The sequence below is a fragment of the Gordonia sp. ALPHA1B1 genome, assembly GCF_005502615.1.
GTDB lineage: Bacteria > Actinomycetota > Actinomycetes > Mycobacteriales > Mycobacteriaceae > Gordonia > Gordonia hongkongensis.
Window position 1 is genome coordinate 225,704 of the sequence record NZ_SCOC01000003.1, and the last position, 12,282, is coordinate 237,985.

Here is a 12,282-nt window from a genome sequence, read left to right on the forward strand (position 1 = left end):
ATGCGGATGGAACAGATGTACCAGGAAGTGATCCTGGACCACTACAAACACCCGCACGGGCGCGGACTCCGTGAACCGTTCGGTGCCGAGGTCCACCACGTCAACCCGACCTGTGGTGACGAGGTCACCCTGCGCGTGGCGGTCTCCGACGACGGTTCGAGCATCGACGACGTGTCCTACGACGGGCAGGGATGCTCGATCTCGCAGGCGTCGACGTCGGTGTTGCACGACCTCATCGTCGGCCGGCCGGTCGGGGAAGCCTTGGCCATAGTCGAGTCGTTCAACGCGATGATGACCTCCCGCGGCAAGGACGCCGGCGACGAGGACGTCATCGGCGACGGGATCGCCTTCGCCGGGGTGAGCAAATACCCGGCACGCGTCAAATGCGCGCTCCTGGGCTGGATGGCCTTCAAGGACGCGCTCGCGCAGACGATGGACAGCCACGAGACACGAGCGGAGACAGCATGAGTGACGACACAGCCACCACGGACACACCGACGACCGAGGCCACCGACACCGGTGTGACGGGGACACCCGCCGCGCCCGCGACGTCGCTGCCGGCCATCGAGGACGTCGAGGAGGCGATGCGCGACGTGGTCGACCCCGAACTGGGGATCAACGTCGTCGACCTCGGCTTGGTCTACGGCATCGAGGTGACCGACGACGCGGTCGCGAAGATCGACATGACCCTCACCTCGGCGGCCTGTCCGCTGACCGACGTGATCGAGGATCAGTCGCGCGGTGCGCTGGTCTCCAGCGGTCTGTGCACCGACATGGAGATCAACTGGGTCTGGCTGCCGCCGTGGGGTCCGGACAAGATCACCGACGACGGTCGCGAGCAGCTCCGCGCCCTCGGCTTCACCGTCTGACCGACGATCGGACACACCACTGCGCCGGCCCCGGTCATGATCGACGACCGGGTCCGGCGCTTGTTCGTCGACAGGGCACTTCCGTGCGGGGAGTTGATCGCATGAGGCGTTTCGAGTCGCGGGTCGAGCGGATGATCCGAGAGGCCACCGAACGCGGCGAATTCGACAACCTGCCGGGCGCGGGGAAGCCATTGGACCTGACCGACAGCGACGATCCCGACTGGTGGGTCAAACGCAAGATCCGCGAGGAGAACCTCGACTCGTCGGCGTTGCTCCCGGCGCCGCTGCTGTTGCGCCGGGAGGCACAGGATTTCCCGGAGTCGCTGCGCCACATCGCCGACGAGGACGCGGTCCGCGACATCCTCATCGAGTTCAATCGCCGTGTGCGAGAGGCACATCTCGCCGCCCGCCAGATGGCGTTGCCGCACAGCGTCGTGGCGCACACCGTCGATGTCGACGACATGATCCGACGCTGGCGGGCCCTGCGAAGCCGGAACTGAGCTCGCCTCACCAAGATTTGAGGTTAGCCTAACCTGCGTGTTAGCTTTCCGGCTGGGAGGGAGTTGCAGAGGCAGCTCGCAGGGGAGCGAAAGCAGGGGCCGGTGGCAGTTGCAGTCGGTGCCGCGCGCGATGAACAACCCGCTGCCTCTCGGCGACCCCGGAGCACGGTCGTGCAGGGCCTGCGGGCGGTCGCGGTTCTGGTGGTCATTCTCGACCATGTCGGAATGCCGGGTTTCCCAGGCGGTTTCATCGGGGTCGATGTCTTCTTCGTGATCTCGGGGTACGTCATCACCGAGATGCTCCTGCGGCGGCCCGCCGCGTCGCGGGGCGTCTGGTTCCTCGGCTTCTACGCCGCGCGCGCCCGGCGCATCGTGCCCGCCGCGACCCTGATGATCGTCCTGACCGTCATCGCGACCTTCGAGTTCACCAACTTCGTCCGGGGCGCCCGGGTGCTGCCGGATGCCACGGCCGCGTCGCTGTTCCTCGCGAACTTCCACTTCATCGAGACCGGGTCGGACTACGCCCGGCTCGGCGGTGATCCCTCGCCGCTGCAACACTATTGGTCGCTGGCCGTCGAGGAACAGTTCTACCTGGTCTGGCCGCTGCTGGTGATCCTGGCGATCGGCGCCGCGGCCCGCACGAGACGAGTCTCCTTGCGACCGCTGCTGTTCGGGCTCCTGGCCGTCCTGGCCGCGGCCAGTTTCCTGTACTCGATCCTGCTGACCCCGCTCGACGGAGTCGAGGCCTTCTACTCGCCCCTCACTCGCGCCTGGGAACTCGCGGTCGGCTGTCTGCTCGCCGTCGCGCGGCCATGGTTGGCCACCGCGGTGTCAGCGCGGAAGGTCGTGACCGCCGGGGTCGCCTGGGCGGGGTTCGCGGCCATCGCGTGGTCGGTGGTCGCCCTCGACGACACGAGCGGATTCCCGGGTTCGGTGGCCGCGATTCCGGTGCTCGGCACGGCGGCCGTTCTGATCGCCGGAATGTGCACGCAGCCAACCGTTCCGATGTCGGTACTGGGCACTCGCGTGCTCGTCTACCTCGGCGACATCTCCTACTCGCTCTACCTCGTGCACTGGCCGCTGTTCACCATCACCGCCGCCCGCATCGGTGCCGACTTCTCGCTGCCGACGCAGCTGCTCCTCATCGGCGTGACCGTGGTGTGCGCGGCGATCATGTATCACGCATTCGAGAATCCGATCCGTCGGTCACGCACCCTCGCCGCGCGGCCGTGGTGGAGCCTGGCCATCGTTCCGGTCGGCGTCGCCCTGGTGTTCGCGGTCGCGGCCTTCGAGCGCTATCGATGGGCTCTCCCTGTTCCCCTTGTCCAGCAGTTGTTCTGAGAGTTTCGCGAAAGGATCGTCGGATGACGAGGAAAGTCACCGGCAAGGTCGTTGCGGCCGTGTCGTTGTGTGCTGCCGTGTTGGTGGCCGGATGCCAGGCGATGCCCGACGGGTCGGGTACCGCGACGAGTTCGGCATCGGAGCCCGTCGCGGCGGCGGTGTCCACCACCGACGTCCTCGCCGCCGTCCAGGCGGCCACCGCCCTGCAGGACCTGCCATCGGCCATCACCAACGACGAGTTGCTCGCCGCCGGGGGCGACTACTCCGACCAGTGGTCGGTCGAGGGATGCGAGCCGCCGCTGGAGGTCAGCCGGCTCGACGACCTCGGACCGTGCACCCGCGGTGACACGACGAGCGACCGGACCATGGCACTGATTGGCGACTCCGCGGCATCGATGTGGCACTCGGCGTTCGACCTCATCGGCAAACGCAACGGGTGGCGGGTACTCGCCTTGACCAAGAGCAACTGCGGTCCAGCGGCTTTGACGTACTACCAGTGGCAGCTCAACCGGTCCTACACCGAGTGCGATGATTGGCAGGACTGGCGGATGGCGACCATCGCCCGGGAGAACGCGGAGATCGTCGTGCTGGCCGGCCACCACGACGGCGGCAATCAGGGACCCGGACGGGATACCACGGCGAAGGTGTGGCGGCACGGTCTGGTGACGACGATCGATCAACTGCCCGCGGGCACCAGAACCTTTCTGCTCGGCGGGATTCCGCGACCGGCGGAGAGCCCGTCGGAGTGCGTGGCAGCCGATCCCACCGAACTCACCCGGTGCGCGGAGCCGGCGGCCGCGGCGCTCCCGGACCAGTCGGGCTGGTCGGGCGCCGCGGAGCTCACCGGTCAGACCTTTGTCGATGTCGACCCGTGGTTCTGTGCGGGGACCTGCCCGGCGGTGATCGCCGAGCAACTGGTGTACTCGGGCAAGTTCCACCTCACCGGCCAAGACGCCCGGTATCTGTCCGGGCCTGTCGAGGAGGTCATGGCGCCGGCGCTGAGTGCGCAGCCCTGACCGGACCGCAGGTGCCGATCAACCGGCGTCGCCGGCCCACGCCGGGGTGGACATCGCGCCGCGCGCCACCACGACGCGAGTACGCATGTCGACCGCAGCGATGACCCTGGTCATCGCGCTCATAGTGCCGGTGAGATCGTCCCGTCTGCTCAGGTAACTGCGTTGTGCGGCAAGGGGCATCGTGAAGAACGCCTCGAAGAAGGCGACCGTCTGCGACGGACTGAGCCCCAGCAGAGCGCTGAGCCCACGGAGACGCAGGTTGTGTACCGCACGGGTGGACGGCGGCCACAGATCCGCGGCGGGTTCTCGACCCGCGGCGAGAGCGGCCACCACGGCGTCGGTGCACATCAACGATGTCGCGACGCTGTAGCCGGTCGTCGGGTTCTTGAAACCGCCCGCGGCGCCGAACCGGAAAACGGGATCGCGCCAGGGGTGTGGTGACGAGCCGGTCAGCGGGAAGTCGACGTGCTCGACCCGCCGGATCCCCGACGGCATCCCACCGAGCCGCGCGGCCAGGCGGCGTTCGAGTTCGTCGAGACCGAGGGCGGGATGCCCGGCGAGACAGGTCTCCTCGAGGAGGTACTCGCCCCCGCCGAGCGGCACGACATACAGAAAGGACGGCAGCGCCCGGCGGTCTGTCGCGCCACCCCGCCAGTCCATGAGCAGTGCCTCGTGCCCGTCCAGCAAGGGTGCGGCCACCTCTGCGTCGACGACGATCCCGTACGCGGTCTGTCGAGGTGCGTCGTGGGGGAGCGCACCGCGACAGTCGACCACGGCATCGCCGGTCAGGACCGAACCGTCATCGAGATGCACACGCGCGCCGTCGATCTCGACCACCCGGGCGGAACGGGTCGGAACCCCGTCGAGGGTCAGTGACCGTTGCAGGCCGGGGGTGTCGAAGACGGTGTAGCCGCGGGCCACCTCCTCGAGTTCGCGGCCCGCGATCCCGATGCGCGCGGTCCGGGCGGCGACGGCGGACGGGTCGACCCACTCGGGCAACTCGTCGGACCAGCATGCGAACGTGGACCGCCAGAACCGGTCGGGGGACGGATCGACCAGGGTGACCGGTACGCCGGCACGGGCCAGGCGGTGGACGAGGGCGCGGCCGGCCGGCCCGGCCCCCGCGACGATGACTCCGGAACTCACATCCTGTCCTTCGGCGCGGGCGGCGATCCGGACGGTGACGTGTCGTCGGGCAGGGACGTCACGAACCGCCGGTGGCGAGCATGCCACCGTCGACGGCCAGGGTCTCGCCGGTGATCCACGCCGACTCGTCGCTCGCGAGGAAGGCGACCGCCCGGGCGACGTCCTCGGGTTCCCCGATTCGCTTCATCGGGTACGAGTTCGCCGCGCGGGCCTCGTTGTCCCCCTCGGTGAACACGGATGCGAACTTGGTCCGGACGATCGAGGGGGCGATCGCGTTGACCCGGATGTTCGGTCCGAGTTCCCAGGCGAGTTCGGCGGTGAGACGGATCAGCGCCGCCTTCGACGTGCCGTACGCCGCGATCACGCCCGTCGACCGCAGGCCCGCGACCGAGGAGATGTTGACGACCGACCCGCCGGTGTCCTTCATGCCCGCCCGGTAGGCCTCCTGGACGAACCCGAGCGCGGCGACGACGTTGGTGTCGAACGTCTTGCGGTACGCGGCGAGGTCGGCCCCCATCAGTGGGCCGGCCAGCGGCGCGATCCCGGTGTTGTTGACCAGGATGTGGATGCCGCCGCCCTGTGCGACGGCCGCGGCCACGGCGGCCGCCCGGTCGTCGGCGTCGCCGGTGTTGCCCGCACACGCCGAGACCGTCGCTCCGGGCACCGCCGTCCGGATCCGGCCGGCCGCCTCCTCGAGTGGCTCGGCCTTCCGGCTCGTGATGACGACCGAGGCGCCGCGACGGGCCAGTTCCGTCGCGATCGCCTCACCGATGCCGCGACTGGCACCGGTGACGAGCGCGGACCGGCCGGTCAGGTCGGAGGACTGCGGGAAGTTCTGCGGAATCGTTGTGGAGTGCGTCACGTCCCACACCGTATCGGTCCACCGTGACGGGGGTGGTCGACTCGGCCGCACGGCGCCGGGGTCCGCACGTGGAAAAAGCAGTGGCGCGGCACCGGTAGAATCGACCGTCGTGATCACCGCGACCGACCTGGAGGTACGAGCGGGCGCTCGGACCCTGTTGGCGGCGCCCGGCGACGCCTTACGCATCCAGCCCGGCGACCGGATCGGCCTCGTGGGCCGCAACGGTGCCGGCAAGACCACCACGCTGCGCATCCTGGCCGGCGAGACCGAACCCTACGCGGGATCGATCCGCCGGTCCGGTGAACTCGGTTACCTCCCGCAGGACCCCAAAGAGGGCGACCTCGACGTCCTGGCCAAGGACCGGGTGCTCTCCGCGCGCGGTCTCGACGAGATCCTGCGCGACATGGAGAAGCAGCAGGCGCAGATGGCCGAGGCCGCCGACGACAAGCTGCGGGACAAGGCCGTGGCGCGGTACGGACGCCTCGAAGAGCGCTTCGCCGCCCTCGGCGGATACGTCGCCGAATCCGAGGCCGCGCGGATCTGCAACAGCCTGGGTCTGCCCGATCGGGTTCTCGAGCAGCCGCTGCGGACACTCTCCGGCGGTCAGCGCCGACGGATCGAGCTCGCACGCATCCTGTTCGCGGCGTCCGACGGCTCGGGGAAATCCGACACCACCCTTCTGCTCGACGAACCGACCAACCACCTCGACGCCGACTCGATCGCGTGGCTCCGCAGCTTCCTGCAGAACCACGATGGGGGTCTCGTCGTGATCAGTCACGACGTCGACCTACTGGCCGACGTGGTGAACCGGGTGTGGTTCCTCGACGCGGTGCGCGGTGAGGCCGACATCTACAACATGAGCTGGAAGCGGTACCTCGATGCCCGGGCGACCGACGAGCAGCGCCGTCGTCGCGAACGGGCCAACGCCGAGAAGAAGGCGTCCGCCCTGCGCGCGCAGGCCGCGAAGCTCGGTGCCAAGGCGACCAAGGCGACCGCCGCGCAGAACATGCTCAAGCGCGCGGAGCGGATGATCGACGCCCTCGACGAGGAGCGGGTGGCCGACCGCACCGCGCGGATCCGGTTCCCCGAACCGGCCGCATGCGGCAAGACACCGTTGATGACGTCCGGACTCTCGAAGAGCTACGGCTCGCTGGAGATCTTCACCGGGGTGGACCTCGCGATCGACAAGGGCAGTCGCGTCGTCGTCCTCGGCCTCAACGGCGCGGGCAAGACGACGCTGCTGAGAATGCTTGCCGGAGTGGAGAAGCCGGACACAGGGTCGATCGAGCCGGGATTCGGTCTGAAGATCGGCTACTTCGCGCAGGAACACGACACCCTCGACGACCGGGCGTCGGTGTGGGAGAACATCCGGCACGCGGCACCCGACGCGGGCGAGCAGGACCTCCGAGGCCTGTTGGGCGCGTTCATGTTCAGCGGCGCCCAGCTCGATCAGCCGGCCGGCACGCTGTCCGGCGGTGAGAAGACCCGGCTCACGCTGGCCGGGCTGGTGTCCTCGGCGGCGAACGTCTTGCTCCTCGACGAGCCGACCAACAACCTCGACCCGATCTCGCGCGAACAGGTCCTCGACGCCCTGCGCAGCTACACCGGGGCCGTCGTCCTGGTCACGCACGATCCGGGCGCCGCCGCCGCGCTCGATCCGCAGCGTGTGATCCTGTTGCCCGACGGCACCGAGGACCACTGGAGCGAGGAGTATCAGGAGCTCATCGAGCTCGCCTGATCGCCTCGATGACCCGATTGGTCCCGGCGCGGTCGGGCACCGTCAGCCGGTGACCGTGTTCGGCGAACTCCCGGCCGACGACCCCCGCGGCCCGCAGCCGCCGCCCGAACTCGATGCCGTCGGTGCCCGGCACGAACACGAAATTCGCCTCGCTCGGCAGCGCCGGGTGGCCCGAGTCGCGCAGCGCGTCGGCGATTCGATCGCGTTCGCGGCGCATCGCCGTGACCCGTCCGGCCAGCTCGTCGGACGCGGCAAGTGCCAGCGACGCCGCGTGTTCGGCGGCCGCGGTGATCGAGAAGGGGACCTCGTGACGGCGGGCACCGCCGATGGACGTCGCCGACCCGATCGCATAACCGACCCGCAGTCCCGCGAGACCGTGGGCTTTGGAGAGGCTTCGCACCACGATCAGGTTGGGGTACTCGTCGACCAGCGTCCGGACATCGGGTGCGTTCCGGCAGTACTCGACGTACGCCTGGTCGAGGATCACCGGGATCGCTGGGTCGACAGCCATGAGCAGATCACGGATCTCCGTGTCGGAGAGGACCAATCCGGTCGGGTTGTGCGGGCTGCAGACGATGACGGCCGCGGTGTCCGGACCCGCGGCCGCGGCGAGCGCACCGACATCGGGACGCCCGTCGTCGAGCAGCGGGGTGATGCCGATTCCGAGCCCGATCATCTCGGCGAGCAGCGCGAAACCCTCGAATGTCGGTGCGGGGGTGACGATCCGCGGTCCGGTACGACCCCTGGCCCGGGCCCGTGCAGCCGAGTCCTGCAGGATCGCGGAGAGTACGGCCGTCGCCCCGGCGCCGACGCTGATGTGCGCTGCCTCGACACCGGTGTGCTCGGCGATCGTCGCGCGCAGACCGTCGGGACGAAACGACGGGTAGCGGTGGGCCGATGCCACCGTGTCGCGCAGCGCGGACACGACCGCGGGCAACGGGGGATAGGCGGACTCGTTCCGGTCGCATCGCACGACGATGTCGGTGCGCACGCCGGCGAGGTCCGTGGCGCGCTCGGAGACCGGAGCCGGCAGCAGAACCGTCACGAACGCCCACTCCACCGGATCGCTCCGGCAGCGGCGAAGTCGCCGGCATGGGCGAACGCCGACATCATCACGATGTCACCGGGACGCACGCGCCCGTCGTCGATCGCCGCGTCCAGAGTCATCGGAATCCCGACCGCGAACAGGTTCCCGCAGTCGTCGAACGTGTCCGGGTGTCGCGACTCGGGCAGTTCGAGGGCCTCGCGCCAGTTGCGCAGGAAGATCCGGTTGGGCTGGTTCGTGACGAGAAGGTCCAGATCGGACGGGCGTACCCCGATTCGATGCGCAAGCGCCGCAGCCACTTCCGGGACCATCCGGTTCCCGCGGGCGAGTACTTTCGCGATCTTGGCCTCGGTGAAGCCGACATGGATCTGACCCGGGCCCGCCTCCCAGTACTTGCGTTCCGGCTGTGCGACGGCGGTCATGTCCGCCGAGAACTGGCCGAAGGACCGGCATTCGGTCCCCAGCACCGGGTTACCCTCGTCGCCGAGAGTCAGGATCGCCACGGCCGCGCCGTCACCGGGGATCGCGGCCTGCGCCTTCACCCGTACCTGCTCCTGGGTGAAGATCTGTCCGGCGCTGTTCTGCGCCAGCGCGATCAGGGCCTTGCGGCCTCCGTTCGCGCGCAGGAGCGCTCCGGCGATCTCGATGAGGTGGACGAAGGCCGCACAGCCGCCGTTGTGCACGTCGAGCACGGTTCGCGGGGCGAGGCCGAGGCGGTGTGCGACCTCGCCGACACACCCGCGGACCGGGACCTCCGGCAGCTGGCTGTGGGTGAGCACGACGTCCACGTCGTCGAGATATCCGTCGCCGTGGCGCTCGACGAGACGCCGTGCGGCGGCGACGATCATGTCCGCCGACGTCTCACCGTCGGCCGCGTGGTGGCGGAAGGACGGAGCCCGGAACATGACGTTGCCGGCGAGTTCGTCGTCCTCGGCGTACTGCGCGAAGAACTCCGCCGGCACCCGGGCGGCCGGGCGGTAGGTGGCGAGGTCGGCGAGCGAGACGGCGGGGGCGTCGGCGGGCATGAGCGCATCCATTCGGGGGTCAGCGGAAGTCCATGGCGATGGCGGTGTTCGGCGATGGCGGCGAGGTTGTCGAGTTCGATCTGATGTCCGGCACCGAACATGTCCCACAGGTCGCCGACCCACTCCTCCCGGCCGGCCGGAGCGGTCTCGGGTAAGGGGTTCTCGTCGTAGAACGGGTGGTGGCAGTTGTTCCACAGGACCACCGAACCCGGACGGTCGAGAACGAGTTGCGCGTCGACGACGCGCATCAGGTAGATCATCCAGAGGTGCTTTCCCTGATCCCAGGCACAGTGGTAGTCGACGGTCATCGCGTCGGCGTTCGCCACGGTCCGAACGTACATCTTGGTGTCCTCGTTCAGGCGGTCGTATCCGACCCACAGGTCCGGCTCCCCGGTCGGCTCGAAACCTCGTGTGCTGTAGGTCCATTCCTCGAGCGAGCGCGTGTCGGCCAGCCATTCGTACAGTTCGCGCGGCGGTGCGTCGACGTAGCCCTGCACGGGGCAGAAGTCGCCGAACACCTGGTGATGGGGATACACCGAGCGGACCTTGTCGACGACGAGTGCCGTGTTGGCGGAACGGGGGTGGGTCTCCACCCGGACCACGCCGTCGAGCGTGGCCGCGGTGTCCCCGAGATCGGACAGCGCGGAGGAGTGCGTGGTCATGGGGTACCTCTCGAGATCAGTAAGGCGAACGGGGGTTCTTCGTCGGGATCCACTTCCACGACGAGGCAATTCGGTCCGGTGTGCGAGAACAGTTCGTCGCATGCCGAGCGCAGGGTGAGGAGATCGCCGGCGGTGCGCACCGGGAGGCCGGCGAACATCGCGGCCAGCCCGCCCGCGATGTCGGTGTGGCGGAACCGGTTGACGCTCGGCGCGCCGGGGAAGAATCGCGCCTCACGTGTGACACACATGCCGTGCGCGTCGTTGTTGAGCACGATGAGGGTGATCGGCGCATCGTGTTCGATCGCGGTGTGGATCTCCATGCCGTGCATGAGGAACGAGCCGTCGCCGGCGATGACGATGACCCGACCGTCCGGACGGATGTCCCGCGCGGCGATCGCGGACCCGATCCCCGCCGCGATGCCCCATCCCATCCCGCCCATGCCCAATGCGACGACGAACCGCCCGTCGCCGAACGGGAGATGGTGGATCGCCGCCGCGCCGGTGTTCCCGGCGTCGGCGAACACCGCGCACCCCGCGGGCAGGGCGGCGCCGATGGTGACGAGCACGTCGCGCATCCCGAGGGCGTGAGCCGAGGGTGCGACGGACAGGTGGTCGAGCGGATGGACCCGGGGTGGGCGGCGTCCGGGGAGCCGGTCGGCGAGCGACCGCTGGAGCGCACCGATGGTCTCGGTGAGACGTGCCGTCCCGATGTGCTCGACGTCGGCCGGGGTGCGCGGCGGCGCGCTGCCGAGACGCACGACCGGGATCGCCGCGAGGGCGTCGTCGAGGCCGGCGCGATCGGTCATCGACATGCGGCAGCCGATCACCAGGATCAGCTGTGATTCCCGCACGGCCCGATGGGCCGACGGGTGCCCCATCACCCCGGTGACGCCGGAGCAGGACCCGCGCCCGATGTCGCGACCGCCCGGTGAGACCACGACGCCGGCGCCGAGGAGTTCCGCGAGATCCTCGACGGCACCGTGCAATCCGAGCCGCGATGCCTCCTCGCCCGCCCAGATGCACACCGACCCGCCGTCGCGCGCCACCCCGACGAGTCGGTCGGCGAGTCCGTCGACGACCGCCGGGGGCATCGACCGGAGTTCGGTCGGTGCGCCCGAACGCAACGGTGTGGCGTACCCGGGTGAGGACTGCACGTCTTTGGGCAGGATCACCGCGGCCGGCAGACCTCGTGCGAGGGTGGCGAACGCCTCGTCGAGGACCTGATCGAGACGAGCCGGCTCGTCGACGAACCCGCAGAATCCGACGACGCCGGACACCACGGCACGCAGGTCCACGGTGTCCGGCGGGTCGAGCATGTCTTGAAAGCCACCGCGCCCCACCGCGGCGGTCGACGCCGAACCGATCACGGCGAGCAGGGGTACGCGGCTGTCATAGGCCTCGCCCAGCGCCGGGATGACGTTCAGCGCACCGCCACCCGACGTCGTCAGGACCGCGGTCGGCTCGGCGGTGAGCCGTGCGTGCCCATCGGCCATCGCGCCGGCCCCGAACTCGTGTTTCGCGACGACCGGGGTGAGCAGCGGGTGCCGCACCGCCGCGTCGAAGACGTCTTCGATGTTGGCCCCGTGAACGCCGAAGACGGTCCGCACCCCGGCGTCGACGAGTCGCGCGACGAGGAGGTCGGCCACCGGCACGGCCGCCCGTCCCGGATCGTCATCGGGCACAAGCCCGCCTACCGCGTCCAAACCCTGCATTCCCCAGCTCCGAACAGCGGTGCGGCGCCGGCCGATTCGCCGGTGTCCGTAACCGGACCAACTCAGTGTGAGTTAGCTTAGCGTAAGCTAACGTTCGGCGGCAGGGGGTGGTGGTCTGGGCAAGCGGTCGGGTCACCAGGTGGCTTCGACTCGGCTCCTCGCTCCGCTCGGTGCCGGCTCATAGCTCCTATGTCAAGCGGCGGCGGGTGTTGGGTTGTCGGCTTTGCGGGTGCGGGCGTGGTGGTCGGTGGTGAGGTGGTTGTAGACGACGCGGGCGAGGCGGCGTTTGAGGCAGCGCATCGCCTCGCGAGGGGTCTTGTTTTCGGCCTTCTTCTTCTCGTAATAGGCGTGGCCGAGGGTGTCGGG

At 69.3% G+C, this 12,282-nt stretch carries 11 protein-coding genes and 1 pseudogene; 6 read left to right on the top strand and 6 right to left on the bottom strand.

All coding sequences use genetic code 11. The annotated features are described in order from the left end of the window. From sufU to FFS52_RS03400, 5 genes are all read left to right on the top strand, one after another. The gene (gene sufU, locus FFS52_RS03380; RefSeq protein WP_137808820.1) at window positions 1-468 is read left to right on the top strand and encodes a Fe-S cluster assembly sulfur transfer protein SufU; all 468 of its coding nucleotides are present in this window, start codon (window positions 1-3) and stop codon (window positions 466-468) included. After that, window positions 465-869, top strand: coding sequence for a metal-sulfur cluster assembly factor (locus FFS52_RS03385; RefSeq protein WP_137808821.1), 405 nt, complete (start codon window positions 465-467; stop codon window positions 867-869). Before sufU ends, FFS52_RS03385 begins: the two co-directional genes overlap by 4 nt. Before the next feature lie 101 nt (window positions 870-970). Continuing rightward, window positions 971-1,369 carry a DUF1992 domain-containing protein gene (locus tag FFS52_RS03390; RefSeq protein ID WP_137808822.1) on the top strand — a complete coding sequence of 133 codons (399 nt, stop codon included), beginning with the start codon at window positions 971-973 and terminating at the stop codon, window positions 1,367-1,369. Between the two features lie 171 nt (window positions 1,370-1,540). Further along, the gene (locus FFS52_RS03395) at window positions 1,541-2,710 is read left to right on the top strand and encodes an acyltransferase (RefSeq protein WP_283205430.1); all 1,170 of its coding nucleotides are present in this window, start codon (window positions 1,541-1,543) and stop codon (window positions 2,708-2,710) included. A 23-nt stretch (window positions 2,711-2,733) separates the two neighbouring features. Further along, window positions 2,734-3,726, top strand: coding sequence for an SGNH hydrolase domain-containing protein (locus FFS52_RS03400; protein WP_137808824.1), 993 nt, complete (start codon window positions 2,734-2,736; stop codon window positions 3,724-3,726). A gap of 18 nt (window positions 3,727-3,744) precedes the next feature. Here FFS52_RS03400 and FFS52_RS03405 read toward each other — a convergent pair whose 3' ends face one another. Both FFS52_RS03405 and FFS52_RS03410 read right to left on the bottom strand, forming a co-directional pair. After that, entirely contained in the window at window positions 3,745-4,872 is a 1,128-nt protein-coding gene (locus tag FFS52_RS03405) for a lycopene cyclase family protein (protein WP_137808825.1), read from the bottom strand. A gap of 58 nt (window positions 4,873-4,930) precedes the next feature. Beyond that, window positions 4,931-5,743, bottom strand: coding sequence for an SDR family oxidoreductase (locus FFS52_RS03410; RefSeq protein WP_065632167.1), 813 nt, complete (start codon window positions 5,741-5,743; stop codon window positions 4,931-4,933). A gap of 100 nt (window positions 5,744-5,843) precedes the next feature. Between FFS52_RS03410 and FFS52_RS03415 the strand changes: the two genes are divergently transcribed. Further along, a complete protein-coding gene (locus FFS52_RS03415; protein WP_137808826.1) occupies window positions 5,844-7,472 on the top strand; it encodes an ABC-F family ATP-binding cassette domain-containing protein in 1,629 nt (542 codons plus the stop codon). On the opposite strand, the gene FFS52_RS03420 is transcribed toward FFS52_RS03415, so the two are convergent. The 4 genes and pseudogenes from FFS52_RS03420 to FFS52_RS03435 form a co-directional block, all read right to left on the bottom strand. Then, on the bottom strand, window positions 7,456-8,517 hold the full coding sequence (locus tag FFS52_RS03420; RefSeq protein ID WP_226513250.1) for an aminotransferase class I/II-fold pyridoxal phosphate-dependent enzyme: 1,062 nt from the start codon (window positions 8,515-8,517) through the stop codon (window positions 7,456-7,458). The genes FFS52_RS03415 and FFS52_RS03420 overlap by 17 nt on opposite strands. Next, window positions 8,514-9,542: a 3-oxoacyl-[acyl-carrier-protein] synthase III C-terminal domain-containing protein gene (locus FFS52_RS03425; RefSeq protein ID WP_137808827.1), complete on the bottom strand. Its 1,029-nt coding sequence runs from the start codon at window positions 9,540-9,542 to the stop codon at window positions 8,514-8,516. Before FFS52_RS03425 ends, FFS52_RS03420 begins: the two co-directional genes overlap by 4 nt. After that, window positions 9,542-10,204, bottom strand: a pseudogene (locus FFS52_RS03430) (SRPBCC family protein); the annotation flags it as partial. The pseudogene FFS52_RS03430 and the gene FFS52_RS03425, both read right to left, overlap by 1 nt. Next, window positions 10,201-11,886, bottom strand: coding sequence for a thiamine pyrophosphate-binding protein (locus tag FFS52_RS03435; protein ID WP_249356461.1), 1,686 nt, complete (start codon window positions 11,884-11,886; stop codon window positions 10,201-10,203). The pseudogene FFS52_RS03430 and the gene FFS52_RS03435, both read right to left, overlap by 4 nt. Window positions 11,887-12,282 lie beyond the last annotated feature (396 nt).